Annotated in this window: 28 protein-coding genes and 1 riboswitch; of the genes, 15 read left to right on the forward strand and 13 right to left on the reverse strand. The window is 54.7% G+C overall.

The genetic code is table 11. The annotated features are described in order from the left end of the window. Nucleotides 1-29: 29 nt before the first annotated feature. From NST26_RS13700 to NST26_RS13720, 5 genes are all read left to right on the forward strand, one after another. The gene (locus NST26_RS13700) at nucleotides 30-1,241 is read left to right on the forward strand and encodes a VWA domain-containing protein (protein ID WP_340958075.1); all 1,212 of its coding nucleotides are present in this window, start codon (nucleotides 30-32) and stop codon (nucleotides 1,239-1,241) included. A gap of 123 nt (nucleotides 1,242-1,364) precedes the next feature. Then, nucleotides 1,365-2,450, forward strand: coding sequence for an aspartate-semialdehyde dehydrogenase (asd, locus tag NST26_RS13705; protein ID WP_340953392.1), 1,086 nt, complete (start codon nucleotides 1,365-1,367; stop codon nucleotides 2,448-2,450). A 147-nt stretch (nucleotides 2,451-2,597) separates the two neighbouring features. Next, nucleotides 2,598-2,783: a DUF3934 family protein gene (locus NST26_RS13710; protein WP_036729188.1), complete on the forward strand. Its 186-nt coding sequence runs from the start codon at nucleotides 2,598-2,600 to the stop codon at nucleotides 2,781-2,783. A gap of 116 nt (nucleotides 2,784-2,899) precedes the next feature. Continuing rightward, nucleotides 2,900-3,595 carry a pseudouridine synthase gene (locus NST26_RS13715; RefSeq protein WP_340953391.1) on the forward strand — a complete coding sequence of 232 codons (696 nt, stop codon included), beginning with the start codon at nucleotides 2,900-2,902 and terminating at the stop codon, nucleotides 3,593-3,595. Between the two features lie 94 nt (nucleotides 3,596-3,689). Next, complete coding sequence (locus NST26_RS13720; protein ID WP_340953390.1) at nucleotides 3,690-4,628, forward strand: hypothetical protein; 939 nt, start codon at nucleotides 3,690-3,692, stop codon at nucleotides 4,626-4,628. A 94-nt stretch (nucleotides 4,629-4,722) separates the two neighbouring features. Here the strand turns inward: NST26_RS13720 and NST26_RS13725 are convergent, their stop codons facing one another. Then, a complete protein-coding gene (locus NST26_RS13725; RefSeq protein WP_340953388.1) occupies nucleotides 4,723-6,531 on the reverse strand; it encodes an ABC transporter ATP-binding protein in 1,809 nt (602 codons plus the stop codon). A 198-nt stretch (nucleotides 6,532-6,729) separates the two neighbouring features. Here NST26_RS13725 and NST26_RS13730 point away from each other — a divergent pair, with 198 nt between their 5' ends. Then, the gene (locus tag NST26_RS13730; RefSeq protein WP_340953387.1) at nucleotides 6,730-7,302 is read left to right on the forward strand and encodes a GNAT family N-acetyltransferase; all 573 of its coding nucleotides are present in this window, start codon (nucleotides 6,730-6,732) and stop codon (nucleotides 7,300-7,302) included. Here NST26_RS13730 and NST26_RS13735 read toward each other — a convergent pair. From NST26_RS13735 to NST26_RS13770, 8 genes are all read right to left on the reverse strand, one after another. Further along, a complete protein-coding gene (locus tag NST26_RS13735; protein ID WP_340979276.1) occupies nucleotides 7,253-8,083 on the reverse strand; it encodes a hypothetical protein in 831 nt (276 codons plus the stop codon). The two genes, NST26_RS13730 and NST26_RS13735, sit on opposite strands and share 50 nt — an antisense overlap. Before the next feature lie 140 nt (nucleotides 8,084-8,223). Beyond that, nucleotides 8,224-8,889, reverse strand: a complete 666-nt coding sequence (thiE, locus tag NST26_RS13740) for a thiamine phosphate synthase (RefSeq protein WP_340953383.1) — start codon at nucleotides 8,887-8,889, stop codon at nucleotides 8,224-8,226. Then, complete coding sequence (gene thiD, locus NST26_RS13745) at nucleotides 8,886-9,713, reverse strand: bifunctional hydroxymethylpyrimidine kinase/phosphomethylpyrimidine kinase (RefSeq protein WP_339256191.1); 828 nt, start codon at nucleotides 9,711-9,713, stop codon at nucleotides 8,886-8,888. Before thiD ends, thiE begins: the two co-directional genes overlap by 4 nt. 23 nt (nucleotides 9,714-9,736) lie before the next feature. After that, entirely contained in the window at nucleotides 9,737-10,540 is an 804-nt protein-coding gene (gene thiM / locus NST26_RS13750; RefSeq protein ID WP_268748477.1) for a hydroxyethylthiazole kinase, read from the reverse strand. An 18-nt stretch (nucleotides 10,541-10,558) separates the two neighbouring features. After that, on the reverse strand, nucleotides 10,559-11,644 hold the full coding sequence (locus NST26_RS13755; RefSeq protein WP_340953381.1) for an ABC transporter substrate-binding protein: 1,086 nt from the start codon (nucleotides 11,642-11,644) through the stop codon (nucleotides 10,559-10,561). Next, complete coding sequence (locus NST26_RS13760) at nucleotides 11,641-12,417, reverse strand: ABC transporter permease (protein ID WP_340953379.1); 777 nt, start codon at nucleotides 12,415-12,417, stop codon at nucleotides 11,641-11,643. Before NST26_RS13760 ends, NST26_RS13755 begins: the two co-directional genes overlap by 4 nt. After that, the gene (locus NST26_RS13765; RefSeq protein WP_340953378.1) at nucleotides 12,398-13,168 is read right to left on the reverse strand and encodes an ABC transporter ATP-binding protein; all 771 of its coding nucleotides are present in this window, start codon (nucleotides 13,166-13,168) and stop codon (nucleotides 12,398-12,400) included. The genes NST26_RS13760 and NST26_RS13765 overlap by 20 nt, the downstream gene beginning before the upstream one ends. A gap of 130 nt (nucleotides 13,169-13,298) precedes the next feature. Next, nucleotides 13,299-13,401, reverse strand: a riboswitch (TPP riboswitch). Between the two features lie 68 nt (nucleotides 13,402-13,469). Further along, nucleotides 13,470-14,126 (reverse strand): TetR/AcrR family transcriptional regulator, encoded by a 657-nt coding sequence (locus NST26_RS13770; protein ID WP_340953376.1) that lies wholly within the window; start codon nucleotides 14,124-14,126, stop codon nucleotides 13,470-13,472. Between the two features lie 181 nt (nucleotides 14,127-14,307). Between NST26_RS13770 and NST26_RS13775 the strand changes: the two genes are divergently transcribed. The 4 genes from NST26_RS13775 (at nucleotide 14,308) to NST26_RS13790 (ending at nucleotide 18,392) form a co-directional block, all read left to right on the forward strand. Then, nucleotides 14,308-15,828 (forward strand): DHA2 family efflux MFS transporter permease subunit, encoded by a 1,521-nt coding sequence (locus NST26_RS13775; RefSeq protein ID WP_051478322.1) that lies wholly within the window; start codon nucleotides 14,308-14,310, stop codon nucleotides 15,826-15,828. Nucleotides 15,829-16,101: 273 nt separating this feature from the next. Next, on the forward strand, nucleotides 16,102-16,956 hold the full coding sequence (locus NST26_RS13780) for an amino acid ABC transporter substrate-binding protein (protein WP_036729159.1): 855 nt from the start codon (nucleotides 16,102-16,104) through the stop codon (nucleotides 16,954-16,956). Beyond that, nucleotides 16,956-17,624, forward strand: coding sequence for an amino acid ABC transporter permease (locus tag NST26_RS13785; RefSeq protein ID WP_036729156.1), 669 nt, complete (start codon nucleotides 16,956-16,958; stop codon nucleotides 17,622-17,624). Before NST26_RS13780 ends, NST26_RS13785 begins: the two co-directional genes overlap by 1 nt. An 18-nt stretch (nucleotides 17,625-17,642) precedes the next feature. Further along, nucleotides 17,643-18,392, forward strand: a complete 750-nt coding sequence (locus NST26_RS13790) for an amino acid ABC transporter ATP-binding protein (protein WP_036729154.1) — start codon at nucleotides 17,643-17,645, stop codon at nucleotides 18,390-18,392. A gap of 210 nt (nucleotides 18,393-18,602) precedes the next feature. Here the strand turns inward: NST26_RS13790 and NST26_RS13795 are convergent, their stop codons facing one another. Together NST26_RS13795 and NST26_RS13800 are read right to left on the reverse strand one after the other, a co-directional pair. Further along, on the reverse strand, nucleotides 18,603-19,277 hold the full coding sequence (locus NST26_RS13795) for an S-layer homology domain-containing protein (RefSeq protein WP_036729152.1): 675 nt from the start codon (nucleotides 19,275-19,277) through the stop codon (nucleotides 18,603-18,605). 114 nt (nucleotides 19,278-19,391) lie between these two features. Beyond that, on the reverse strand, nucleotides 19,392-19,967 hold the full coding sequence (locus tag NST26_RS13800; RefSeq protein WP_340953375.1) for a hypothetical protein: 576 nt from the start codon (nucleotides 19,965-19,967) through the stop codon (nucleotides 19,392-19,394). Between the two features lie 287 nt (nucleotides 19,968-20,254). On the opposite strand from NST26_RS13800, the gene fur reads away from it, so the two are divergent. Continuing rightward, on the forward strand, nucleotides 20,255-20,728 hold the full coding sequence (gene fur / locus NST26_RS13805) for a ferric iron uptake transcriptional regulator (protein WP_036729146.1): 474 nt from the start codon (nucleotides 20,255-20,257) through the stop codon (nucleotides 20,726-20,728). A gap of 182 nt (nucleotides 20,729-20,910) precedes the next feature. Here the strand turns inward: fur and NST26_RS13810 are convergent, their stop codons facing one another. Further along, on the reverse strand, nucleotides 20,911-21,591 hold the full coding sequence (locus tag NST26_RS13810) for a TIGR00266 family protein (protein WP_036729143.1): 681 nt from the start codon (nucleotides 21,589-21,591) through the stop codon (nucleotides 20,911-20,913). 240 nt (nucleotides 21,592-21,831) lie between these two features. On the opposite strand from NST26_RS13810, the gene NST26_RS13815 reads away from it, so the two are divergent. Further along, complete coding sequence (locus NST26_RS13815) at nucleotides 21,832-22,047, forward strand: hypothetical protein (protein ID WP_340941204.1); 216 nt, start codon at nucleotides 21,832-21,834, stop codon at nucleotides 22,045-22,047. Nucleotides 22,048-22,050: 3 nt separating this feature from the next. On the opposite strand, the gene NST26_RS13820 is transcribed toward NST26_RS13815, so the two are convergent. Next, complete coding sequence (locus NST26_RS13820) at nucleotides 22,051-22,869, reverse strand: helix-turn-helix domain-containing protein (RefSeq protein WP_036729137.1); 819 nt, start codon at nucleotides 22,867-22,869, stop codon at nucleotides 22,051-22,053. 312 nt (nucleotides 22,870-23,181) lie between these two features. On the opposite strand from NST26_RS13820, the gene NST26_RS13825 reads away from it, so the two are divergent. The 3 genes from NST26_RS13825 to NST26_RS13835 are packed head-to-tail and all read left to right on the forward strand — an operon-like array spanning nucleotide 23,182 to nucleotide 26,158. After that, nucleotides 23,182-23,949 (forward strand): sugar phosphate isomerase/epimerase family protein, encoded by a 768-nt coding sequence (locus NST26_RS13825; protein WP_340953373.1) that lies wholly within the window; start codon nucleotides 23,182-23,184, stop codon nucleotides 23,947-23,949. After that, nucleotides 23,942-25,039 carry a Gfo/Idh/MocA family protein gene (locus NST26_RS13830; RefSeq protein WP_036729132.1) on the forward strand — a complete coding sequence of 366 codons (1,098 nt, stop codon included), beginning with the start codon at nucleotides 23,942-23,944 and terminating at the stop codon, nucleotides 25,037-25,039. Before NST26_RS13825 ends, NST26_RS13830 begins: the two co-directional genes overlap by 8 nt. Nucleotides 25,040-25,087: 48 nt before the next feature. After that, a complete protein-coding gene (locus tag NST26_RS13835; RefSeq protein WP_340953371.1) occupies nucleotides 25,088-26,158 on the forward strand; it encodes a Gfo/Idh/MocA family protein in 1,071 nt (356 codons plus the stop codon). Nucleotides 26,159-26,172 lie beyond the last annotated feature (14 nt).

Genomic DNA, 26,172 nt, shown 5'->3' on the forward strand with positions numbered 1-26,172 from the left:
AGCTGAAGGAAGAGCTGAAGGAAGAGCTGATGGAGGATAATCTGAACGGCGCCCTTACACGCTGGCGGCTGATTCTGGGGCAGGAAGCGGAAGAGGCCTTGCCTGGCTATGGCCAAGGCAGCGGCCGGACGCTAAGTGAGGAAGAGCTGATTATGGATGCGGCACTGGCGGCTATCTATAATGAGACAGGCGCAGGCAAGGCAGAAGGGAGTGCCGCTGCCGCATCGAAGGGCAGAGGTGCAGGCTCGGGACATGCTGCGATTAACCTGTCCAAGTGGCTCGGAGATGTGCGGAATTTCTTCCCGGAGGATGTGGTCTCGGTCATTCAGACGGATGCGATGGAGCGTAAGGGCTGGAAGCAGCTGCTCTTCGAGCCGGAGCTGCTGGCGGCAGTGAAGCCTGATATCCAGCTGGTGGGTACGCTGCTGGCACTCAAGGGCAAAATCCCGGAGAAAACCAAAGAAACCGCAAGGATGCTGGTCCAGGCGCTTGTGGATGAGCTGGTCAAGCTGCTGGAGACCGATATCCGCCGTGCGGTTACCGGAGCGCTTAACAAGCGGCAGCATTCCCCATTGCCTTCACTAAGCGGGCTGGACTGGAAACGGACGATCGAGCGCAATCTGAAGCACTACGATGCGGAGCGGCGGATGATTATCCCCGAGCGCTTCTTCTATTTCGACCGGGCCCGCCGCAGCAAGGAATGGACGGTCATTGTGGATATTGACCAGAGCGGCTCGATGGCCAGCTCTGTGATCTGGGCGTCGGTGATCGGCTCGATCTTCGCCAGTATCCCGGCGCTGAACACGCGTGTCGTTGCTTTTGACACCGAGGTGGTAGACTTGACGGAGCAATGTGCGAATGATCCTGTTGACATGCTCTTCGGCATCCAGCTCGGGGGCGGCACGGATATTCATAAGTCGGTGAAGTATTGCGAGCAGTTCATCGAGGAGCCGAAGAAGACGCTGTTCATTATCGTATCGGATCTGTATGAGAACGGTAATCAGGCCGGTCTGGTCCGGCGGATGCGCGAGCTGCGGGAATCCGGGGTGCGGACGATGACGCTGCTGGCCCTCTCCGATGAGGGTAAGCCTTCCTATGATGAACGGCTTGCCGCTCAGCTCGCCCGTGACGGAACCCCTTGCTTCGCCTGTACTCCGGCACTGTTGCCTGTCCTGGTGGAAGGGGCGCTGAAAGGCCAGGAGCTGGGTGAATTGGCGAAGCGGCTGGGGATGACGCGGTAATTTAATTAGAAGAGGAAACACTTACTTTATAATCACATATTGTGTAACATGCCGCTATCATTTATAATCGGTTATTAAAAAGCACCTTTCGCTAGGCGCTGCTTGAAAGGAAATGAATTTCTTATGTCGAGGAAGCTCAGAGCGGGTATTGTTGGCGGTACCGGTATGGTCGGCCAGCGTTTCATTGCACTTTTGGAGAATCATCCATGGTTTCAGGTAACGGCGATTGCGGCGAGCGCGAATTCAGCCGGCAAGTCCTATGAGGAGTCTGTTCAAGGCAGATGGAAGCTCTCCACCCCTATGCCGGAAGCAGTCAAAGGCATTATGGTTCAAGACGCCTCCAAGGTAGAGGAAGTGGCAGCGGATGTGGATCTGATCTTCTGCGCCGTAGATATGAAGAAGGAAGAGATCAAGGCGCTGGAAGAAGCTTATGCGCGTACCGGAACTCCGGTGATCTCCAACAATTCGGCACACCGCTGGACACCTGATGTTCCGATGGTGATTCCCGAGATTAACCCGGAGCATCTGGAGGTTATCGCCCAGCAGCGCAAACGTCTGGGGACAGAGACCGGCTTCATCGCCGTGAAACCGAACTGTTCCATTCAGAGCTATATGCCTACTCTGAATGCACTTCATGAGTTCAAGCCTTCTAAGGTGGTTGTAACCACTTATCAGGCGATTTCAGGTGCAGGCAAGACCTTCGCGGACTGGCCGGATATGGTAGATAACGTGATTCCTTTCATTGGCGGGGAAGAAGAAAAGAGCGAGCAGGAGCCGCTCCGGATCTGGGGTAAGGTAACCAGTGAAGGGATCGTACCAAGCGAGCAGCCGGTAATCACCACACAGTGTATTCGTGTACCTGTGGCTGACGGCCATATGGCGGCTGTCTTTGTTTCCTTTGAGCAGAAGCCTTCCCGCGAGGAGATTCTGGAACGCTGGAACAGCTTCCAGGGGCGTCCGCAGGAGCTCGGTCTGCCGAGTGCTCCTAAGCAGTTCATCACGTATTTTGAGGAAGAGAACCGTCCGCAGACCCGTCTGGACCGCGATATTGAGAACGGCATGGGCATCTCCGCAGGACGCCTGCGCGAGGATTCACTGTACGATTACAAATTCGTCAGCCTGTCCCACAATACGGTGAGAGGCGCTGCCGGCGGTGCGGTACTGATCGCCGAATTGCTTAAGGCCGAAGGATATATTCAGCCTAAATAAGCCACTTTATGCTCTTGGATAGATACCTGTTATGCAGCCTGCCGGAGGCTCTCCGCGCAGGCTGTTTGCAGTTGGACCTGACAATCCGCCCGAAATAATGGTAAGATAGAGTAATGTACGACGAAAACTGAATATTGACGGAGTGATATTGTGGCAAAAAGTAAAGGCGGCGGCACAGGCAGAGGAACAGGCAGCAAGGGCTGGACCCGCTGGAATAAGACGGCAAAACCCGTGAAGCCGGCCCGAAGCGGCCCTCCCGGAAGCCCAGGTGCCAAAGGAGCCAAACCGGCTAAGAGCAGCAGCGGCAGCAACAAAACCGGAGGCGCTAAATAAGCGGACATCTGCCCATTGATAATTACCAAATATAAGGGTTATAGGTTGGAGGCAACATCTGATGGCTATGTGAATCAGGTGTTCTTTCATATGTAGGACCTGAAAGCGGGTACTTCATGAGAATTAACAAATACATCAGTGAGACCGGTGTCTATCCGCGCAGAGAGACGAACCGGCTGATTGCCGCCGGAAGGATCACGATTAACGGGAAGGTCTGTACGCCTGGAGCAAGCGTGGAGCCTGGAGATACGGTAGCTGTAGACGGAATTACCGTGACTCCAGACCGGGAGGAGCGGGTCTACCTGGCGCTGAACAAGCCGGTAGGCATTACCTGTACAGCCGCCCGGCATGTGGAAGGGAATATCGTAGATTATATCAACTATCCCTCCCGGATTTTTGCCGTCGGCAGATTGGACAAGCACTCGGAAGGGCTGATTCTGATGACCAATGACGGGTCGATTGTCAACCGGATGATGCGTTCCGAGCATAGTCATGAGAAGGAATACCGGGTGAGCGTGGATAAGCCGGTCACGGAAGACTTTTTGGCGGAGATGTCAGCGGGTGTAGATATTCTGGAGACCCGGACCAAGCCATGCCTCACCCGGCGGATCTCGGATCAGGAGTTCATGATTATTCTGACCCAAGGGCTGAATCTGCAGATCCGCCGGATGTGCAAGGCGCTGGGCTACCGTGTGCTCCGCCTGGAGCGCATACGGATTATGCATATCACGCTCAGTGGTCTTCCGCAAGGGCAGTGGAGACGGCTGACGGAGGAAGAGCTCGCAGAGCTTCATGCCAGACTGGAAGATTAGGGGCAACTCACATACCAGTACGGCTTCCGAAGCGGGCTCCCGGACAGGTATACAGGAAGTCATGCTACCACGACACGACATTTAGGAGGATTACATGCGGATTATTAGCTTATTGATAGCCTTAGCGATCATAGCGGGTTGCTCAAGAACAGGGGATGGCAGATCAGCAGATCCGTCTGCAGCGCCAGCCGCTTCCCCGGCAGCGGATCTCTCAGCAGCACCTGGAGGGCATCAGGAGGAAGACGCGGCTGCCGCAGCGCTCGCGGAAGTGTCCCCTGAGATTGCAGATGAGTATTCGGGATTCGTACATATGGATGCGGTTCAGTTGAACGGGCAGATTTTTCAGGTGTATTACTGGAATAAGGGAGAGTTCAGCTATACACAGTTCGCCATCGTTAAGGAGGGCAAAATGGTCTTTGACAGCAAGAAGGCCGGGCTTACCCTGGAAGGCGGCGGCATTTGGAATGAGGAGGAGCAGCTCTGGGCTGAAGCCGTGGTGCAGAACAACCGGAATACCTTCTTGTTCAGTCTGATGGACAACCGTCCCGCGTACGCGTCTATTGTAGTCGAAGAGATCGACGGAACGATGCAGGTAACGGTTAACGATCTGTTCAGCGTGAATTATGAGGATGTGGATCAGGACGGGAGCGAGGATCTGCTGGCCAGCCCTTATCCGGGTCAATCCCCCCTGGGTCCGGCGCTGATGGGCATCTACCAGCTGGAAGGGACGAATTATGTGCCGGATAAGCTGCTAACCAAGCAATATGCGGTAGATCAGCTTCAGCTCAGTGAGCAGGAGTATAAAAACAATCCGTCCGAGCAGACGTTAGAGCAGCTGTTGAACGCCTACCTGATTCTCGGGAAGCGCAGTATCGCACTGACACGGTTCGAAGAGTTCCATGAGTGGGCCGGACAGCTTGCCGGTGACGGCGGGTATGTGGACGAATATCAACGGCTGCTGCGCAGCACGGAGACGGCAGAACAAATCAGCGGCTGGATGGACAAGCTGAAGCCGCTGCGTACTACGAGGTAGGCCGCGCTGATCGCGGACAAGAAGAGGAGAGATTCCCGGGGCAGGTGAGGCTGCTCCGGGAATCTCTTTTTCACGTGTGACTGAACCTGTTGGCTTATGAATCTTCCCGCTGAAACTGCTTGTTGTACAAATCCCGGTATACCCCATTCACAGCCAGCAGGGAAGCGTGCTGCCCCGACTCCACAATCCTGCCGTCCTGAACAACCAGAATATTGTCGGCTGCCATGATGGTAGAGAGACGATGGGCGATGACCATGCTGGTCTTGCCGCGCAGCAATTCTTGCATGGCTTGCTGGATGTAATATTCCGATACCGTGTCCATCGACGAGGTGGCCTCGTCCATAATGATGATGGGCGGATTCTTGAGCAGCACGCGCGCGATGGACATCCGCTGCTTTTCACCGCCGGACAGCTTGATTCCCCGGTTGCCGACAACCGTGTTGTAGCCCTCAGGCAGCTTCAGAATGAAATCATGAATAAAAGCAGCTTCGCAGGCGGCCGTCAGCTCGGCTTCCGTGGCTTCAGCGTTGGCATAGAGCAGATTCTCGCGGATCGTCCCGTTGAACAGGTACGTGTCCTGGGTGACTAGGCCAATCTGCGAGCGAAGCGAATGCAGCGTGAACTCGCGGATGTCCTTGCCGCCGATACGGATCACGCCTGAATCCAGCTCATAGAGCCGGGGAATCAGGTTGGTAATGGTGGTTTTGCCTGCTCCGCTGGGTCCGACCAGGGCAGTCAGTGATCCGGCGGCTGCCGTGAAGGAGATCCCGCTCAGCGCGGGCTTGTCCGGGGCGTAGGCGAAATTCACCTGCTCGAAGACGATGTCTTGTCCCTCAACCCGGCTTGGAAGAGCCAGCTTAGCATCCACAATCAGCGGGTCCATATCAAAATAGTCAAAAATCCGTTCAAACAGCGCCACCGAACGGTTCACATCCACATAGAGATTGGTCATCTGCATAACCGGAATATACAATCTGCTCAGCAGTGCCACGAAGGTGATAATTGCTCCAATGCTTAGCTCTCCCTGGATGAATAAATAACCCCCGTACAGATAAATCAGCATCGGCCCGATACTGGTGAAGGTGGTAAGGACCAGCATAAACCAGCGGCCGGCCATTGATTCGCGGATCTGCAGCCGTGTCGCCTGGGCGTTTACGGTCTGAAAGCTTGCCAGCGCGGTGTCCTCTCTGGTGAACAGCTTCATAAGCATGTACCCGCTGAGGCTGAGCGTCTCTTCAATGATCTGATTCTGCTCCGAGATCTTCTCCTGCGTCTCTTTGGCCAGCTTCCAGCGCACATTGCCCATTTTGCGGGTCGGCACGATGAATAAGGGAATGACCAGGATGCCTAGCAGCGCAAGCTTCCAGTTCATGATGAACAGGGTTACCGCCGTGGAGATCAGAATGAACAGATTGCTGGCACAATTGACGATGGTGCTGTTGAAGACGCCCTGAATTCCGGCAATGTCACTGGTCATCCGGGTGATGACCTCGCCTTGCTTGACGCCTGAGTAGAACTGCAGCGGCATGCTCTGCAGATGGCGGTACATTTGGTTTTTCATATCATGGACAATATTCTGGGAGATAAAAGAGTTCAAATAATTCTGCAGCACGCCGAGCAGTCCTGACACAACCGTTGTAGCCAGCGAGGCGGCAACCAGCAGGAAGAGCAGCTGCAGATTCTTGTCCGGGAGCGCCCGGTCAATGATCTGCTGAATCAGGATAGGAGGGAGCAGCCCCAGCACTGCGGAGATGCACAGCACGGTCATCACCAGCAGCGTCTGCTTCCAGTATGGGACGAAATATTTGACGATGCGTAATAGCAGGGCTTTGGATATATCCGGCTTCGCCTCCTCCTCATCGAACTTTAATTTGCCATGCCCGAAGCCTCCTCCGGGTCCCATGGCTCTGAAGCCTCTCGACAATAGGGTCACCAGCTTTGCTTGAATTTTAGGGATACTATATATGTAAAAAAAATCCTGAAACATGTCTGTCATGGGCATTATACGCCTGGATTTTACGGAAGTAAATGCTAAACTGGATAAGCCGGAATGAAGTGGAGAACGAGATTGCAGCCTTAAGCTTGGGAGGGGAGAAGCAGAATGATTATTGTTGCACAGGGATATGAAAATAAAGGGCTCCGATACACGGTGAGATCCGCCGTACCGCAGGATGCCCATCAGTTATCAGCGCTGAGGCTGAAGATCGACGGGGAGACGGAGAATTTAGACCGGGTTCAGGGGGAAGCATTCATCGGCCCGGAGGGCTTCCGGTCGCTTATAGCGGCGGATATGGCCAGCGGCACGAACCTGTTCCTGGTTGCCGAGGTTCAGGACAGGCTGGCGGGCTTCGCCAGATGTGAAGGAAGTCCGCTTCGCAGGCTGGCCCATCAGGCCGAGTTCGGAGTCGGGGTGCTGCAGGAATTCTGGGGATATGGAATCGGCAGGAGCCTGCTGGAGCAGTCTATCGGCTGGGCGGATACCATCAGTCTGGATAAGCTGAGCTTGAAGGTTCTGGAGAGGAATGACAAGGGGATCCGGCTCTATGAGAGCCTTGGCTTCGAGGTCGAGGGTGTCCTGCGCAGAGATAAGCGGCTGGCAGACGGACAATTCTATTCTACTATTGTTATGGGCAGATTACGCGGGGATAGAGGGGGTAGCGTAAGCCAAATGTAATCGAAAAACCGAACACAATTGGACTGGGCGCGCCGCGTAGGCCGAATGTAATCGAAAAACCGATCATAATTGGATTGGGAGCGCCACGTAAGCCGAATGTAATCGAAAAACCGATCATAATTGGATTGGGAGCGCCACGTAAGCCGAATGTAATCGGAAAACCGATCATAATTGGATTGGGAGCGCCGCGTAGGCCGAATGTAATCGAAAAACCGATCATATTTGGATTGGGCGCGCCACGTAAGCCGAATGTAATCGAAAAACCGATCATAATTGGACAGGGAGCGCCACGTAAGCCGAATGTAGTCGAAAAACCGATCATAATTGGATTGGGAGCGCCGCGTAGGCCGAATGTAATCGGAAAACCGATCATATTTGGATTGGGCGCGCCACGTAAGCCGAATGTAATCGAAAAACCGATCATAATTGGACAGGATGCGCCGCGTAGGCCGAATGTATTCGGAAAACCGATCATATTTGGATTGGGCGCGCCACGTAAGCCGAATGTAATCGAAAAACCCATCATAATTGGACAGGATGCGCCGCGTAGGCCGAATGTAATCGAAAAACCGATCATAATTGGACAGGGCGCGCCACGTAAGCCGAATGTAATCGAAAAACCGATCATAATTGGACAGGGAGCGCCACGTAAGCCGAATGTAGTCGAAAAACCGATTATAATTGGATTGGGAGCGCCGCGTAGGCCGAATGTAATCGGAAAACCGATCATATTTGGATTGGGCGCGCCACGTAAGCCGAATGTAATCGAAAAACCGATCATAATTGGACTGGGCGCCCTGGTTAACGTTATATGTCGCCACAAAGAGACGGGTGGAAAAGTGAGGTACACCCTATGCGTGGCATGAGGCACCCGCATCGTTCCACCAGCATCGTTCCACCCGCAGCGTGCCTGGTTTGAAATTATGAAGAAGGAGCAGTGACGAGCTGCGCGAACCTACGCGTGGTCTTGCGTATATCCTCAGCTCCGGCAATGGCCGAGATGATGGAGAGACCATCCGCACCCGCCCGGATGACCGGTGGGGCATTCTCCAGGGTGATGCCGCCGATTCCCACCACAGGAATGCTCAGGCCGCTTCGTTTTAGCTCTTCAATGACAGTAGTTCCCCGGACGGCCTGGGCATCATCCTTGGACGAAGTAGGATAGACAGGACCGACTCCGAGATAATCGGCGCCGTCCGCGATAGCCTGCCGGGCTTCCGTCAGATTATGTGCGGAGACTCCGATGATCTTATGCTCACCGAGCTGTTCCCGGATCAGCCTGGCAGGCAGATCATCCTGGCCGACATGAATGCCATCGGCATCCAGCGCAGCGGCAAGCTCTAGATCATCGTTCACGATGAACGGGATGTTATAGGCCCGGCAGATCTGCCGGAGCTGTTGCCCTAGACGGAGCAGTGCGGCACCCTTGAGCGCAGCGGGACCCTTTTCCCGGAATTGGAACAGAGTGATGCCCCCAGCAGCAGCAGCGGTTAAAGTGTCCTCGGGTGATTGGCGGCAGTTCACACTGCCCATAATGAAGTACAGCTTCAGCAGTCTGCGCATATCCTCGCTATCTATCCGTGTCATAGCGGTATCCCCCTTGATCTCATCCGGTTCCCATAAGCAAAATGATTTGTCGGCCCCTGCCCGGCCCCGATATTTAGACTATCCTCAATCGCCGCTTGAATGAAGGCCTTGGCGGTATGGACGGCTTCAGGCATGGAGCGGCCCAGCGCAAGACCCGCCGTCACCGCAGCCGAGAAGGTACAACCGGTTCCGTGAGTATGCTTCGTCGCAATCCGCGGGCTGGACATATACTGGAATTCCCGTCCGTCATAGAGCAGATCCACGGCCTCATCTCCTGAGGAGTCATGTCCGCCTTTCAAGATAATGTACTCGGGTCCCATCTGATGAAGCAGTCTTGCCGCCTGTTCCCGGTCTTCCCGGCTCTCAATCTTCATACCTGTCAACATCTCTGCTTCTGGAAGATTGGGGGTGATGGCAAGCGAGAGAGGAAGCAGGCTTGTAATCAGCGCCTGTACTGCCTCCTGGAGCAGCAGCTGTGAGCCGCCCTTGGCGACCATGACCGGATCGATCACCAGCTTCTGCTGCCAGCCGTACTGCTGCACTTTACTGGCAACCACACGGATAATGTCACTGCTGAACAGCATCCCTGTCTTAATGGCATCCGGCGGCAGATCACTGCCGATCGAATCTAACTGGGCTGCAACGGTCTCAGGCTCCATCGGATAGACCCCCTGGACACCTAGTGTGTTCTGGGCGGTGAGTGCAGTAAGTGCAGACATGCCGTACACCCCCAGCTCCTGAAACGTCTTCAAATCCGCCTGAATCCCGGCCCCGCCGCCGCTGTCAGAGCCGGCAATGGTCAACGCTTTGCGTATGCTAGTCATCTTTTCCCCTCCTTTGCGGCGTTTTAGGCTTCGAGCAGCTTCAGCCGTGAGCGGCTGCTGTATTGCTCCGGGGTAACTAGTGACAATTGATTCAGGAACCCAATCTGGAAGCTGCCCGGACCTTGGGCTTCAGCCGCCTCAGCGGCAAGCTCTGCTGCCACGCCGTAGAAGGAGAGGGCCTCGGCAGCCGCCTCAAGCACCTCCCCGCCGCTTACGGCAAGAAATGCACCCACCACCGCACTGAGCAGACAGCCGGTTCCGGTCACCCGGGTCAGGATGGAGTGCCCGTTGCTGGCGATATAAGTGCGCTTGCCATCTGTGATGATGTCTTCCTTGCCGGTGATAATTACGACACAGTTCAGCTTCTGCGCTGCTTTAATGGCTAGAGCTACTACATCGCCCTCGCCTGCTCCGGCATCCACGCCTTTGCTAGCCCAGCTCTCCCCGGCCACATTGGCAACCTCGGCCACATTGCCGCGCAGCGCAGTAAGCTGTAGCTCACTGAGCAGCTTAGCTGTAACATCCGTGCGGTAGGCGGTAGCACCGGCTCCAACGGGATCAAGCACGAGCGGTACATGGTGGCGGTTCGCAGCCTTTCCGGCCTCGATCATGGAAGCAATGGCAGCTTCATTCAGTGTACCGATGTTCAGCACAACCGCGCCGGACATGGCGGCGACATCCGCTACTTCTTCAATGGCATCGGCCATGAACGGCGAAGCTCCCAGGGCCAGAAGCCCATTAGCTGTGAAGTTAGCAACTACGATATTCGTGATATTATGCACCAGCGGGTTCGCCTGGCGTACTTTTGACAGATAAGACATATGAATTCCTCCTGAAAGATGTAATTAGAAATTAATAAAAGCATTCTTAACATCCACTTCGGCAGCCAGCAGTCCGTTCTCGCTCAGCCACTGGTTCACCTTCTCCCATGATGCGCTGTCCTGATAGCCGAAGGGCTGGGAACCGGCATCCATCAGCGGCAGCAGGATCTCCAGACTGCGCTGCTCAATGGCTTCATCCAGCGGTGCGGTATCCTCCTGATGGGTAAGCAGCAGCTTCAGCGCTTCATCCGGGTGATCGGCAGTATACTGCTGGCCTTTTCTGATCGCATCCACGAATTTGTGATAAAAGCCCTGTGAATCCTGCAGTCCCTGCTCACTGGCGACCAGCACCAGCTCATAATAATCCGGGACCCCGTAATCCACAGGATTGAAAGAGCGGACCGGATGGCCTTCCTGCTCCAGAATCAGCTGTTCATGGTTGATGAACCCGCCCATAATGCCATCCACCCGTCCGGTGGAGAGAGCAGGGATCAGCTCATAGCCGACATCCACCAGCTTGAGGGAGGAAGGGTCCCCGCCGTCGCTTTTGACCATCGTGTTCAGCATGGCTTCATACAACGGGACGGAGGAATATCCGGCTTGCTTGCCGGACAGCTCTCCCGGGCGGGTGATGCCGCTGTCTGCAGCTACCATGAGATGATTCAGCGGGTGGCGCACCAGCGCAGCAATCGACTTGACCGGAATCTGCTCCCCCCGTGCCATCAATACCTGCGGCTGGTAACTGAGTGCCAGGTCCACCTTTCCCGCAGCAACAAGCTTCAGCGCATCATTGGTATCGGCCGGCATCTGAATATCAACCTCCAGACCTTCCTCAGCGAAATAGCCTTCAGCCTCTGCCGCATACAAAAAAGAGTGGACAGCATTGGGATACCAGTCGAGCATAATCGTCAGCTTATGGACTGCGCCTTCGGCTCCAGTCCCAGCTTCAGAAGTGGCTGTAGTCCCCGCCGAAGAGCCGGAGGCCGCCGGACTGTTCGTATTGGTGCAGCCTGCCAGGACGGGCAGCATACAGAGCAGCAGAGCAGACAGTAGAACGGTTGGCCTTGAAATCACATGGTGCAGATAACGGAAATAGCGGATAGTAGTCATGAATAACGTCCTCTTTTCTTCAGAATAATCTTCTCCAGTGCGGCGACAGCCAGAAACAGCAGGATACCGAGCACGGATAACAAGACAACAGCGGCGAACATCTTGGCACTCTGGAGATTCCCTGCCATTCTGCGGCTGAAATAGCCCAGCCCCTGGCTGCCTCCAAGCCATTCCCCAATGGTTGCACCGATCACACAGTACACAGCCGACAGCTTCAGTCCGGAGAAAAAAGAGGGCAGGGCCAGCGGAACGCCCACCTTCCCGAGAATCTGCCAGCGGTTCGCGCCATATGTCAGCAGCAGCTCCCGGTAGGCGTCCGTGTTCTTGGACAAGCCGTCATAGGTGCCGATGACCACCGGGAAGAAAGCAGTCAGGAAGACAACGGCGACCTTACTCCATAGGGTGTAGCCGAACCACATGATGAACAGGGGAGAGAGCGCGATCAGCGGAACCGTCTGGCTGATGATCAGCAGCGGGTACAGCGCCTTGGCCAGCGGACTGAACAGGTGCATGGCGATTCCCAGCAGGCAGCCGCAGACCACAGACAGTGCGAAGCCCGTGAGTACCTCAAGCAGTGTAGCCGGCAGATGCACCCCGAATAACAGGCGGCGTTCCTCCAGCAAGGCCTTGCAGACCGCAGACGGAGCCGGAAGAATGAAGGGAGGAACCAGGCCCAGCCGGGCTACAGTCTCCCAGACTGCAAGCGTCAGCAGGGCGAGCAGGGAAGCCGGACCGTAGTGCTGGAGCAATCTTCTAGGAGCGGCGGTTCTCATATAGCTTCAGCTCCAATTCCTGGCGCAGGGCGGCGAACTGCGGTAGATAGTTCAGACTGTGATGGCGCGGACGGGGGAGACCGGCTGGGAATTCCTGCATCCCGCCGCCGCCACTGCCCGTCATTAGATAGATTCTGTCACTGAGCAGCAGAGCCTCCTCCAGATCATGGGTGATGAACAGCACCGTCTTGTCCAACTCCGCCCATAACTCGAGCAGCCAGCGCTGCAGTGAGCGCTTGGTAATGGCATCGAGCGCCCCGAACGGCTCATCGAGCAGCAGCAGGTCATTCCCCGCCGCCACGGTGCGGAGGACCGCCACGCGCTGGCGCATCCCGCCGGACAGCTCCTGGGGATAAGCCCCTTCGGTTCCCTCTAGGCCGAAGCGTTGCAGCAGGGTAAGAATCTCGGCCACGGCGGCCGCTTTGGGACGGCTGCGCTTGAGTTCCCAGGGCAGCAGACAGTTGTCCAGCACGGTCCGCCAAGGCAGGAGAAGATCCTGCTGCGGCATGTAGGCCACACTGCCCAGCCTCTTCGCTGCTGTAGCGGACTCGGCTCCGTTCAGCGTAATCCTGCCGTTGTCCGGCTCCAGCAGGCCGGCGATGATTTTGAACAAGGTGCTTTTGCCGCATCCGCTTCCGCCTACGACAGAAATGAATTCGCCGCGCTGCACATTCATGGATAGCTCTGAGAAGACGGGTGTCCGGGACGAACCGGTCCCGAAAGCATAGGATAGATTGCTAATGTTGATCATAAGACTATGTACAAGCCTCCCCGGATTGAAATAGAACCTGCGAGGAGCACAAAAAAGCCCCATTCATTCCCGGAGGCAATGAATGGGGCGGAAGGTACAGTCGGCTGCGGCCCTGTGACGGGAACCACTGATACATTCTGCTCCACTTCCCTCCGCTGGTATGATCCAGATCAGGTTCAAAGGGTCCGGAGCTTAAGCTCCGTCTCAGTCGGCCGACTCCCCTAGTGAATTAACAGGTGTTATTGAATTCGTAATTGCTACTTAATATACCACAAATTCCCCTCTTGTAAAGAGCAGGCGGTCAGCGCTTCGCCAGACCGGTCACGAACAAGGTGACGATGCCCCGGGAGATGTCCAACTTGGAGGAGTGGTGCCGCTTTTGCTCATACAGGTACAGATCAGGGCTGAGAACAGAGATTAAGGCCGTGGCCGCAAAGGCAGGATCAATGTCAATAATCTCATCGCCCTCCGCAGCACGCTGCAGCAGCTCTGTCATCATCACCCCCAGCCGCTGAAAAAAAGGATGCTCAAACTGGGTCAGCTGCTTCTTACCTGTGAACTCGGCTTTGATCATATTCAGCAGCTCGGCATACTGCTCAATGAAATCGGCAATCTGCTCAATGCTGCTCTGCAGCTGAGCGAGAGCCGGAGCTTCACCGGCACTGGCAGCCACCTGCTGCTCCAGCCCGGACAGGAATTGATCTGCGCTGCCCTTCAGCAGTGCAGAACAGATCTCACCCTTGTCCGTGAAGCGGCGGTACAGGGAGCCTTGTCCTATGCCTGCCCGCTTGGCAATGCTGTACATGCTGACTGCCTCAAGTCCGCTCTCGGTGAACAACTGGCGTGCAGCTTCAAGAATCCGCTGTACATAAGGATCGGCGGACTCGGGCGGAGCGGATTCTTTGGCTTGCGGAGCTGAGCGCGGGAGCTGTGCAGCATCGGTGTCTGGCTTTTTCATGAGAACCCCTTTCAGAAATAAATCAGCGATTTACAGAAAAATAAATAAAAGAATTGACACAACGGACAATTGTCCGTAGACTATGAATTGCACTTACGGACAGTTGTCCGTTCACTCATTATATAGAACAATCTGCCCGCAGGTCAATGTAGAACGCGGACAGCTCAGGAGGAGAAGAGACATGGATCAGACCTTGAAGCAGGAAGCCGATTTCCGGCTGTCCAGCATTCTGGTTCCGCTGCTGGCCATTATTGCCGGAGTATTTATGGTTGTGCTGGACAGTACGGCGATGAATGTAGCCTTGTCCAGGCTGGTGGTGGATTTCAAGACGGACCTGCATACGCTGCAGTGGGTAGTTACCGGATATATGCTGGCTCAGGCTTCAGTTATTCCGCTGTCAGGCTGGCTGTCTGACCGGTTCGGGGCCAAGACGGTCTTCCTGACGGCGGTAATTGTGTTTACGATAGGCTCGATTCTGTGCGCTACACCAAGCAGCGCCGAATGGCTGATTGTGTTCCGGGTCATTCAGGGACTTGGCGGCGGCTGTGTGCTCCCTGTCGGGATGGCCTATGTGTACAGACTGGCTCCCAAAAGTAAGGTTGGCGTTGTCATGGGGATTATGGGCATTCCCGTCCTGTTCGCACCCGCTATTGGTCCGGTATTGTCGGGCTGGCTGGTTGAATACCATTCCTGGCGCTGGATCTTCCTCATTAATATTCCGATTGGCATCATTGCTGTGCTGATCGGACTGCGCAAGCTGCCGAATGCGGCGAAGAACAGCGTGCCCGGCATGGATAAGCTCGGTATGGTTCTTGGCCCGCTGGCGTTTGCTTCGCTCACTTACGGGGTCAGCCAGGGCGCGCAGAGCTGGACCTCTGAGAAGACGCTGATCGGGCTGCTGCTGGGCGCTGTGGCGCTGATCGCTTTTGTCATCGCTGAACTGCGCTCCAAGACACCGCTGCTGGAGCTGCGGATTCTGAAATCCGTTGATTTCACGACAGGGATCATCGTGCAGTGGATTGCCCAGTTCGGCTTATATGGCGCGTTATTCCTGCTCCCGCAATTTCTGCAGCAGGCCCGCGGCTTCGGCGCATTTGATACCGGCCTGACGCTGCTGCCGCAAGCGATCGCTTCCGGGCTGATGATGCCAATTGCCGGAATACTGTTCGACCGGATCGGTGTGCGCTGGCTCGTGGTCTGCGGTCTCAGTCTGGTCTCCGGTGCGTTATTCCAGTATTCCCATGTGGATCTTACCACGCAGAGCCGCGACCTGATCCTTCCGCTGATCATGTGCGGGGCCGGAATGGGTATGATGATGATGCCGATGAATACGCATCTGCTCAACAAGGCGCCAAGCCATCTGGTGAACCGGGTAACCTCGCTGACGAATTCGATGCAGCAGGTGATTACCTCGCTGGCCGTCTCGACGCTGGTTACGATTCTGACGGCAAGAACAACGGCGCGCGGTACCGAGATGCAGGAGGCCGCTGCCGCTGCCGGAAAGAGTACCGCAGGCGCTTCGCAGGATGCCTTGCTGCTGGCTAAGCAGACGGTATTGTCGCAGGGCTTCGCGGACACGTTCCACATTATGATGTTTGTCGCGCTTGGCGGTGCGGTCCTTGGACTGCTGCTGCGCCGGGGCCGCCATTCCGGAGCTGAGCGTTCCAAGGAAAAGGCGGCACCGGAAATCATGCACGTATAGCTATGCCCACACAGAAGCAGAGCTTGTAACATCCATAGAGCAGCGATTCTCCTTTTGCCGGAGGGTCGCTTTTTTTTGTTGATTTCTGTTCTGAATATCCTGATGCAGGAGCAGAATTTGGGGCAAGCTAAGCTATGGAAAATCAATACAATATAAATCCGATGCATATAATCGGAAAAAGTTATTGACGCAGGTAACACCCCGGTGTTACGATTCATTTTGCCACTAATTACGGTGCCTGAAGAGAAGAAGATACGAGAGGGGATTCATCGAATGAAAAAACTAAGTCTAACTATTATGCTGCTCCTGACCATGGTCACGGCTGCGGCTTGCGGAAGCAACAATACGGACAAGACAGCAACGGGCGGCAACACTCCGGCTGAACCTACGGCTGCGGCTACAGAGGGTGCAGCTTCCGGGGAGCAGAACAGCCTGGAAGCCGTCAAAGCCAGCGGCAAGCTGCGCATCGGAACGGAAGGGACCTACGCACCGTTCACCTTCCATGATGCAGACGGCAAGCTGACGGGCTTCGATGTCGAGATCGCCGAAGAAGTCACCAAGCGCTTGGGTGTGAAGCCGGAGTTCATTGAGACGCAATGGGATGGGATTTTTGCCGGGATGGATGCGAAGCGCTTCGATGTGATCTTCAATGAAGTCTCTATCACCGATGAGCGCAAAGTGAAATATGATTTCTCTGATCCGTATATTGTCTCCAAGGCTGTGCTGATCGTGCCGGAGGATAATCAGGATATTAAGACATTCGCTGATCTCAAGGGTAAAAAAGCCGGCCAGTCGCTCACCAGCAACCTCGGCAAAATCGCCACAGACAACGGTGCCGAGATCGTATCTACCGAAGGCTTCAACCAGGCGATTGATCTGCTGCTCTCCGGACGGATTGACGCCACTGTCAATGACGGCTTGTCTTTCCTAGATCTGAAGAAGCAGAAGCCGGATGTCAAGATCAAGCAGGTGGATGAGATTGCCGAAGGCTCGCATAGTGCCGCAGTCTTCCTGAAAGGGAATGACGAGCTGGTGCAGGCTGTGAACGAAGCACTGACCGCTATGAAAAGCGACGGAACCTACCTTAAGATCTCCGAGAAGTACTTCGGCACTGACGTATCGAAATGATGGATGACCGCCAAATACAAATATTTCTCGATTCATTGCTGCCTCTGTTCAAAGCAGGGGTGGCTTTTACCCTTCCGTTAGCACTGGTATCATTCATCCTGGGCCTGCTGCTGGCTGTAATTACGGCACTTGCCCGGCTGTCCTCCTGGAGGCTTCCGCGGCTGATCGCCCGCTTCTACGTATGGGTGATTCGGGGAACGCCGCTGCTGGTGCAGCTGTTTATTATTTTCTATGGACTGCCCGCTGCCGGGATTGTGCTTGATCCGTTCATCGCCGCTGTCATCGGGTTCACGCTCAGTGTTGGGGCCTACTCCTCCGAGATTGTCCGGGCTGCCATCCTGTCTATCCACAAAGGCCAGTGGGAGGCCGCGTTCTCGGTGGGAATGAGCCGGAAGCAGGCTTTGCGCCGGGTGATATTGCCTCAAGCGGCCCGTGTGTCGGTTCCGCCGTTATCGAATTCTTTTATTAGCCTGGTCAAGGATACTTCGCTTGCGGCCAGTATTACTTATGTTGAGATTTTCCGAAAAGCCCAGCAGATTGTGGCGACATCCTATGAACCCCTGCTGCTGTATTGCGAAGCGGCGTTGTTCTATCTGCTGTTCTGTTCCGTGTTGTCGGCGCTGCAGAATTACTTGGAGAAGCGGCTGGACCGGTATTCGGCCAGTTAAGGTTAAGGAGGCATACGCATGATTGAAATACGCGATTTACATAAGTCCTTCGGGCCGCTTGCGGTGCTGAAAGGTGTGGATCTCGCCGTTGAACACGGCCAGGTCATGGTCATTATCGGACCTTCCGGCTCCGGCAAAACCACGCTGCTGCGCTGCTTCAACCTGCTGGAGACCCCTGACAAGGGCAGTCTTACGCTGAACACGATTAAGCTGGATTTCACCCCGGGCGCCAAAATTCCACAGCGTACCGTACTGTCCCTGCGCCAGCAGACAGGAATGGTGTTCCAGTCCTATAATCTGTTCCCGCATATGACGGCGATCGGCAATGTCATGGAGGGACAGATCACGGTGCAAAAGCGTTCCAAGGAGGAAGCGCGCAGCAAGGCACTGGCACTCTTGGACAAGGTGGGTCTGGCAGACAAGGCAGATGCGTATCCGCATCAGCTGTCCGGCGGCCAGCAGCAGCGTGTAGCGATAGCCCGCGCCATGGCGGTCTCGCCGGAGGTGCTGCTGTTCGATGAGCCGACCTCGGCGCTTGACCCTGAGCTGGTCGGCGAGGTGCTGAAGGTCATCAAGCAGCTGGCCCGGGAGGGGATGACGATGGTTATCGTCACCCATGAGATGAAATTCGCGGCCGATGTGGCCGACCGGATCATCCTGATGGATAACGGAGTCATTCTGGAGCAGGGAACCCCCCGGGAGGTACTGGAGCAGACGAAGAACCCGCGCGCACTTCAATTCCTGAACCGGCTAAGCGGGGAAGAGTGATTGCGAGACGGAGTATATTAAGGCAGACCGGGAGGGGAGTCCTGGTCTGTCTTTTTATTGCTGCCCAGTTTGTGATCGTCACAGAATACTCACAATAAGCCTACGTATTTCCTGTCAAAAAAACAAGACTGCCCCTAGCCGTAACGGCTTCCGGGACAGCCTATTATCTATCATACGCGGGGGAGCGGTATGAACGAATCCAACTTTCCTTTACTTCTGTGTGCCGCCATCGCTAACGGACTTCAAGTAGTCCAGCGTGTTATATAGCATTACTGCTGCTTCAGCGCGGGTAATATTGCTCTTCGGATTGAACTTGCCGCTGGCATCGAGGGCAGTGATCTTGTATTTCAGCGCCCGCTGAATGCTGCCCTGATAGGAAGGGTCCAGCGCGTCTGCATCTGTAAGTTCAACTGGGACAAGATTGATCATCGGAAGGTTACCGGCCTTTTCCACGGCTTGAACCAGCATACTGGTATACAGCTCTTTGGTAATCGGCTTGGCCGGATCGATATTGGCCGGGATATTCACACCATTATAATGGGCATTGATGAAGGCTTCGGCGTACCAGGCATTGTCTTTTACTTTGGAGAAAAGCGCACTTGCCTGTGGTGCCTTATTGAAATCAATCGCTGCCAGGCTAAGCTGGAGACCGCCGGAGATAAACTGTATCCCCTGCGCTGTAGTTACTGTGGATGCCGGCAGGAATTGGGTGTCGGAGATTCCTTTGATCAGGCCCTGCTCCTTCAGAGAGTTGATCTTATCCTTACCGGTCACCTGGCCGATATCTTTGAAGCTGCTGCCGGCTGCGAAAATTTGTCCGCCAAGAGAGAAGGAAAGGAGGGTTACTGCTGTAATAGCTGCGATCGTGTTTTTTTTCATACTCATCTGAATTCCACCTCTATTATAGGGTTGGGCCGTTTGGCCTGTATCAACTCCTCTAACGTAATGAGATCAGAAAAGGTTGCAAGCGAATGTATCCCGGTCTACAGGTCCGGCCAGCTACATCATTTCCTGAAACAGCAGATTGCGGTAGGGGTACCGGCTGAATCTGGTCTTGAAGAGCAGCGCTATTCCGCTCTCTTCAATCGTTACAGATTTCAGCGACGTTGTTCTCACCAGACTGCGGACCATCGCCCTTACCGCCCGGTTGTCCTTACGCCGGATGGCGGCAGCCATCGCTTCCGCGAAGCTCCGGTTAACCGCAAGCTCGCGGTACAACGGGATGATGGAACGCGCTATGCAGCGGTGGGCGTCTGTATTGAAGGTGAACTGGGCGGTTCCCGGCGGAATCGTCGTTCCGTTAGTATAGAAGGCAACAGGCAGCGGGAAAGGGAAAGAGATGAAATAACCGATCCCGTTCGTTCCGTAATTCTCCGCATCCGCAAGTGCGGGGATACTGTGGAGCAAGCTGCCCATCAGGTCCAGGTCGGCAGTGACAATCGCGGTTGTCCATTGCCTGGCATAACTGCGGTTTCCGGCAATTTTCCGGTAGAACGGCAGCATGGCCGCAGCTACGCTGCGCAGTACACGGGCTGTTACAAGCCGCTGCGTCTGCTTAGGTTGTACTTTCGCCATCCGGATCATCCTCACTTTTTACATATTCGTTTCAATATAAGCACCTATAGGTTTCATGTGATCTTGATATAGAGTATGGGGATAGCGGGCACTTCGGAATGGGCGGACCCGGTTTCGGCAGAAATATTATCTATGCGTGGAGCGGCAGAGGGGGGGCTATTACGGGCAAGTGGTGTTATACTGGTGTCAGGACTTTTCTTTGACGGGCAAGTTTGTTATGCTTATATCGTAACGATTACTAATTATTCTGCGGGAATTGTTCTGCTTCCGGAAAGGTGGGAACCCGGGTGAACCGAGTGGCAAATATCAGCCAGCAGTTTGCGGCTCATAACTATAAGCTTACACCACAGCGTGAGGCGATAGTGAGGGTGCTGCTGGATAATGAGAAGGATCATCTAAGCGTGGAAGAGGTATATATGCTGGTCAAGCGCAGTTACCCGCATTTGGGGCTGGCGACCGTCTACCGTACCTTGGAGCTGCTGTGTGAACTTCATATTGTGCAAAAAATGAATTTCGGCGACGGCGTCGCCCGTTATGATCTGCGCGACGACGATCATGTGCATATGCATCATCACCTGATCTGTAATGTATGCGGTAAGCTGGAAGAGATCAAGGATGATTGGCTGGTGGAGCTGGAGGCGCGGGTAGCCCGTGAATATGGCTTCAGTGTGACTGATCACCGTCTCGATTTCAAAGGCACCTATAATAGCTGTCAAAAGAACGGCTGCAAGGGCGACAAGGACTGCCGCGCCGTCTCATAAGCACAACTGCAACGCACAGAAGGCGCAGGGCTGAAGTTCAGCCTGCGCCTTCTTGCTAATATAAGAAGTTATATGTTTCACTCTATAACTTATCCTTCTATTTCTCGCTGAAACGGTGCCGTCCCTAAAAGGACGGCAAAGCCGTTCCCACTTGTGTATACGGAATCTGCGAATTGCCGCTGCTAGGAACGGTTCGGAACGAAGGACTTGATCCAGGTTCCGAAGCTGCCGGGATTGCGGGTCTGAACCAGGATCACCCCTTCGCCGCGGAACCGGCAGACCAGGGCCTCGCCGCTGGTTAAGCTGTTCAGCCAGCCGGAGGCTGCTTTTTCCACCTTGTAATCCATATAGTCCGGCCAAGCTACAAGGTGTCCGTTATCGATGATCATCTCTTCGCCCGGTCCGAGGTTAATGGCGTGAATCGCTCCGAAGGAGGAGAGGAAGACGGTGCCCCTGCCGCTGATTTCCAGAATGAAGAAGCCTTCGCCAGAGAACAGGCCGCGGGTCAGATTCTGCATCTTGGTATTGACCTGAATGCCTTGGGTTCCCGCCAGGAAGCCGTCCTTCTGTACGATCAGCTTGTACGACCCGTCCAGCTCAATGGCCTGTACATCCCCGATAGAACCGGGTGAGAGCAGCACTTCACTCTGCCCGCGCGTGGCGGTCAGCTCCTGGAAGAAGAATTTCTCCCCGCTCAGCATGCGGCCCAGGCCGCGCATAATTCCGCCGTCCACGGTGCCCCGCAGCTCCACATTCGGTGACATGGCGACCATCGCCCCCATCTCCGCCTTAACGCTCTCGCCCGGCTCCAGCAGGACCTTAAGCATGGCGAAGGCGCCGTCATACAGCACATCATATTTCATAATAGTGTTCCTCCTCATTCTTCCGGTTGTATTCCTATGATCACAGGTATGTAGCTTGCTCCTCAAGGATACTGTAACAGGCTGTTCTACTGCAAGCCGCGCTTTAGGCAACAAGGAGCTAACATGCGGTAAGAGATGATTATAGTGAAGAGTACCGGGCAGCGATTAAGATATTGTGTTAGAATTGAACAGACAGTGCAGCCGCACTGAATATACGATTGACAAGGAGTGTCGCCGCTTATGGCACGGACAAGAACGCAGAAGGCGCTGCTTAAGGCAGAGCGCTCAGGCACATGGTGTGCAGAAAGAAACCGCAGACTCAATCAGGATTACGGGGCCATCTCCCAGCATGTCAGAGTTACACCCGGCAAACGCGAGCAACTGAATAAGGTCAAACACAAGGAGCGGATCTTCCATGATGGCGCTCCTTTTGCATGCCTGGGAGCAGCGGGGTAATACTTATACCTGTGCCCTGCTGTGAATACGGTACTCCTTGGGCGACATGCCGAACCGGCTGCGGAAAATCCGGTGGAAATAGGTATAGTTCGCAAAACCGCAGGTCTCGGAGACATGCTCCAGCGGCATGGGGCTGAACGTAATCTTTTCCCGGGCCATATCCAGCCGTACATCATTTACATATTTGACAATCGTGGTGCCGAAGGCTTCCTTGAACAGATGAACCGCCCGGGAGACCGAGATATCCACATGTGCGGCCACATCCTCCAGCCGGAAGGCGTAAGAGGCGTGCTCTTCAACGTACTGCTTCATCCGGTAAGCCAGATAAGCCTTCGGTGAGATCGCGGGCTGATCAATCATCAGCCGGTCAATCTCCATACATAGAATCTGCAGATAACAAGCAGAGATATCCGGTGAGGAGTCCGACAAGCGGCGCTGCTCCAGCACAAGCTGGCGGAAGAGGCCTAGAATATGATCACTCATCGGCAGGCGGAGTACCGCCGGACGCTGCTTGCGTCCCCACCATTCTTCAATCCATGGGCCGCTGCAAAAGATATGATAGTCACCGCTCTCGATCCTCGGCTTGCCGACGGGATAGACTTCCTTGTCGATACTCAAGTAGTAGGGGTCATTCGGTGCGAACAGCATGAGATCACCGCTCTCAACGGTCGTAATGGCTCCGTTCTCCCTGGTGCGGCTGCGCCCTTCAGTCTGGAGCCGCAGCAGATAATACTGTACACCCTCGCTGCGTGACATATGAAATGGTTTGCGGTGGAAGGAGAATCCGGCGGATAGAATGTGGCAAGCGGCAGATGTTGTCATGTGTCCCTCCTAGTCTAATAAATGATAAGCAGATTGTTCATGTTTTAATCATATTATTCATTTTATTATATACGCTTTCATATTACCATGTAGCTAAGCAAAAAACATATAAATGATGTGGAGAAGGCCGTATTGCGGCGCTAATCGCTACATTTACAAACTCTGGAAGCAGTGGATGAAACCATGAGAACGCTGCGTTCTCCAATGTTTACAGCCCGTTTGTTCAGGTGATGCGCTTCAGGGAAGGTAACCGGGAGTGCGGCGGCAGCAAGAACAGGATAACTCCGGATCATATAAGGAGTGGGAATAACAATGCTTAAGGTTGGACTGCAGCTGTACACGCTGAGAGAAGAACTGGAACAGGATTTCGAGGGAACTATACGTAAGGTAGCCGAGCTGGGCTACAGCGGTGTGGAGTTCTTCCACTATTTCGGCCGTACGGCCGGGCAGGTGAAGGCGCTGCTTGAAGAGACAGGGCTTGTTGCTGTCGGAGCACACCGTCCGTACGATGCGATGCTGAATGATACGGAGCAGGAGATCACCTTCAATCTGGAGATCGGCAACCGCAATCTGATCGTGCCTTATCTGACAGAAGAACAACGGAACTGGCCGGAGGTAGCCGCGGGTCTGCGGACCATCGGCGAGAAATGCAAGGCTGCCGGTGCTGTTCTGTCTTATCATAATCATGATTTTGAATTCACAGAGAAGGTTGACGGCCAGCCGGCCTTTGATTATCTGTTCGAAGCGGTGCCTGCTGAGCAGCTTCAAGTAGAGATGGATACATGCTGGGTGTATTACGGCGGATATGATCCGGCAGAATATATCCGTAAGTACGCAGGACGCCTGCCGATCATCCACCTCAAGGATCTGAAGAAGAACGAAGACGGCTCACCGGAGACTGTAGTACTCGGCGAAGGTGAAGTGGATCTGGCTGCGATCATTGAAGCAGCCGCTGGCGCTGGTGTGGAATGGGCAGTGGTCGAGCAGGACTTCTGCAGCCGCTCGCCGCTTGCAAGTGTGGCTGACAGCTTGAACTGGATCAAAACATATGAGAATCAAGGAGGAAGTATTCATGTCTAACAAACTCAAAATTGCTATTATCGGTTGCGGTGGTATCGCAAACGGCAAACATATGCCAAGCCTTGCCCGTCAGGAGGATGCCGAAATGGTGGCATTCTGTGATATCGTGGAAGAACGTGCCCAGGAGGCTGCCAAGACCTACGGCTCGGAAGGCGCTGCTGTATTTACCGATTTCCGTGAGCTGCTGGCAACGGGCGGATTCGATATCGTGCATGTCTGCACGCCGAATGACAGCCACTCCGAGATTACGGTTGCTGCACTGGAAGCCGGCAATCATGTATTGTGTGAGAAGCCGATGGCCAAGACCACTGCACAGGCTAAGGAAATGCTGGATGCCGCCAAGCGTACAGGCAAGAAATTGTCCATCGCCTATCAGAACCGTTTCCGCGCAGACAGCGAATATCTGAAGGGGCTGTGTGAAGAAGGGGAACTCGGCGATATCTATTACGGTAAGGCAATTGCGCTTCGCCGCCGCGCGGTTCCAACCTGGGGCGTGTTCCTGGATGAAGAGAAGCAGGGAGGAGGACCGCTGATCGATATCGGTACCCATGCGCTGGATCTGACACTCTGGCTGATGAATAACTACAAGCCGCGTATGGTGGTAGGCTCCACTTTCCATAAGCTGGGCCAGAAGAAGAACGCCGCGAATGCCTTCGGTCCGTGGGACCCTGAACAATTCAAGGTAGAAGATTCCGCCTTCGGCTTCATTACAATGGAGAACGGTGCTACAATTGTACTTGAATCGAGCTGGGCGCTGAATGTGTCCGAATTCGGCGAAGCCAAGACGATGCTTGCCGGAACGGAAGGCGGTGCGGATATGAAGGACGGGCTGCGTCTGAACGGTGAACGTGCCGGCCGCCTGTATGAGACCAAGGTGGACCTGTCCTCCGGTGGTGTAGCCTTCTACAGCGGAGCTGCGGAGAATGAAGCAGACCGTGAAGCCCGTCTGTGGCTGGAAGCCGTAAGAGAAGACAAGGATCCGGTGGTTCTGCCGGAGCAGGCCTTCGTAGTTACCCAGATTCTTGAAGCTGTGTATGAATCAGCACGTACCGGACGCGCCGTATATTTCGACGGAAGTTCTGACAACTAAGAGCCTCTTCCGGTTCACGCGACTATTAGACAAACAGGAGTGGAATCCATGAGTTCAATCAAACATACTGTAGCCATCGTTGGTTACGGCGGAATGGGAAGCTACCATACCCAACTAATCAAAGAGAGTGACCGGGTGGTAGTGACCGGTGCCTTCGATTTGCTGGCAGAGCGGCGCACCCTGGCTGAGGAAGCAGGCTACACCGCGTATTCCAGCTATGAGGAATTGCTGGCAGATCCGGCCGTGGACATTGTTCTGATTGCTACACCGAATGATGTACACAAGGACATTGCCCTTCAGGCTTTTCAGGCGGGCAAGCATGTAGTCTGTGAGAAGCCGGTGGCCATGTCCTCGGCAGAATTCATCGAGATGCAGGCTGCTGCGGAGGCGGCCGGACGGGTGCTGATGGTGCACCAGAACAGACGCTGGGATGAGGACTTCCGCGTAATCAGGGAGATGTATGAGCAGGGGACGATTGGATCACTCTTTCAGATTGAATCCCGGGTGCATGGTGCCAACGGAATTCCCGGCGACTGGCGTCATGTGAAGGAGCAAGGCGGCGGGATGCTGCTGGACTGGGGCGTGCATCTGCTGGATCAGCTGTTGTTCATGATTGACAGCAAGGTGAGCAGTGTCAGCAGCAGTCTGAGCTTTATCCTCGGCAATAACGTGGATGACGGATTCGATGCGGTGCTGCAGTTCGAGAACGGCATCAGAGCCATCGTCGAGGTAGGGACCACCAATTTCATTACGATGCCAAGATGGTATGTGAAGGGCACCGGGGGTACCGCTATTATTGAAGACTGGTCGCTGAGAGGCAGAATTGTAGCCCCTAACCACGAATCGGAAAAGATTGAACCGACACCGATCCGCGCAGGTGTAGGCTTGACCAAGACGATGGCCCCGCCTTCAGAAGGCTCGACCGTCCTTGAAGATCTGCCTGCGGCATTAGAGATGACCTCCAGCTTCTATGATAATCTGGCCGCTGTCATCGAAGGCACGGCGGAGCCGATTGTCAAGAATGCTGAGGTGCTTCGTGTGCTAAGACTGATTGAGGCGATCTTTGAAGCAGCAGAGCGTAACGAGACGGTTAAGAATTTCGATATCTACGGAGCTTAAGCAGGCTTCAATAC

Origin of the sequence: Paenibacillus sp. FSL R7-0128, from assembly GCF_038002245.1 — a bacterium.
Classification (GTDB): domain Bacteria; phylum Bacillota; class Bacilli; order Paenibacillales; family Paenibacillaceae; genus Paenibacillus_AQ; species Paenibacillus_AQ silagei.

Coding starts and splice junctions, on each gene's coding strand:
- NST26_RS13830 (WP_036729132.1), top strand. CDS start 23,942: ATGTCTAACAAACTCAAAATTGCTATTATCGGTTGCGGTGGTATCGCA.
- NST26_RS13755 (WP_340953381.1), bottom strand. CDS start 11,644: ATGACTACTATCCGCTATTTCCGTTATCTGCACCATGTGATTTCAAGG.
- NST26_RS13815 (WP_340941204.1), top strand. CDS start 21,832: ATGGCACGGACAAGAACGCAGAAGGCGCTGCTTAAGGCAGAGCGCTCA.
- NST26_RS13770 (WP_340953376.1), bottom strand. CDS start 14,126: ATGAAAAAGCCAGACACCGATGCTGCACAGCTCCCGCGCTCAGCTCCG.
- NST26_RS13700 (WP_340958075.1), top strand. CDS start 30: ATGGAGGATAATCTGAACGGCGCCCTTACACGCTGGCGGCTGATTCTG.
- NST26_RS13810 (WP_036729143.1), bottom strand. CDS start 21,591: ATGAAATATGATGTGCTGTATGACGGCGCCTTCGCCATGCTTAAGGTC.
- NST26_RS13720 (WP_340953390.1), top strand. CDS start 3,690: ATGCGGATTATTAGCTTATTGATAGCCTTAGCGATCATAGCGGGTTGC.
- NST26_RS13715 (WP_340953391.1), top strand. CDS start 2,900: ATGAGAATTAACAAATACATCAGTGAGACCGGTGTCTATCCGCGCAGA.
- NST26_RS13795 (WP_036729152.1), bottom strand. CDS start 19,277: ATGAGTATGAAAAAAAACACGATCGCAGCTATTACAGCAGTAACCCTC.
- NST26_RS13785 (WP_036729156.1), top strand. CDS start 16,956: ATGGATGACCGCCAAATACAAATATTTCTCGATTCATTGCTGCCTCTG.
- NST26_RS13730 (WP_340953387.1), top strand. CDS start 6,730: ATGATTATTGTTGCACAGGGATATGAAAATAAAGGGCTCCGATACACG.
- NST26_RS13725 (WP_340953388.1), bottom strand. CDS start 6,531: ATGGGACCCGGAGGAGGCTTCGGGCATGGCAAATTAAAGTTCGATGAG.
- thiE (WP_340953383.1), bottom strand. CDS start 8,889: ATGACACGGATAGATAGCGAGGATATGCGCAGACTGCTGAAGCTGTAC.
- thiD (WP_339256191.1), bottom strand. CDS start 9,713: ATGACTAGCATACGCAAAGCGTTGACCATTGCCGGCTCTGACAGCGGC.
- NST26_RS13825 (WP_340953373.1), top strand. CDS start 23,182: ATGCTTAAGGTTGGACTGCAGCTGTACACGCTGAGAGAAGAACTGGAA.
- asd (WP_340953392.1), top strand. CDS start 1,365: ATGTCGAGGAAGCTCAGAGCGGGTATTGTTGGCGGTACCGGTATGGTC.
- NST26_RS13775 (WP_051478322.1), top strand. CDS start 14,308: ATGGATCAGACCTTGAAGCAGGAAGCCGATTTCCGGCTGTCCAGCATT.
- NST26_RS13780 (WP_036729159.1), top strand. CDS start 16,102: ATGAAAAAACTAAGTCTAACTATTATGCTGCTCCTGACCATGGTCACG.
- NST26_RS13790 (WP_036729154.1), top strand. CDS start 17,643: ATGATTGAAATACGCGATTTACATAAGTCCTTCGGGCCGCTTGCGGTG.
- NST26_RS13800 (WP_340953375.1), bottom strand. CDS start 19,967: ATGGCGAAAGTACAACCTAAGCAGACGCAGCGGCTTGTAACAGCCCGT.
- NST26_RS13820 (WP_036729137.1), bottom strand. CDS start 22,869: ATGACAACATCTGCCGCTTGCCACATTCTATCCGCCGGATTCTCCTTC.
- NST26_RS13760 (WP_340953379.1), bottom strand. CDS start 12,417: ATGAGAACCGCCGCTCCTAGAAGATTGCTCCAGCACTACGGTCCGGCT.
- NST26_RS13765 (WP_340953378.1), bottom strand. CDS start 13,168: ATGATCAACATTAGCAATCTATCCTATGCTTTCGGGACCGGTTCGTCC.
- NST26_RS13735 (WP_340979276.1), bottom strand. CDS start 8,083: ATGATCGGTTTTTCGATTACATTCGGCTTACGTGGCGCGCCCAATCCA.
- NST26_RS13835 (WP_340953371.1), top strand. CDS start 25,088: ATGAGTTCAATCAAACATACTGTAGCCATCGTTGGTTACGGCGGAATG.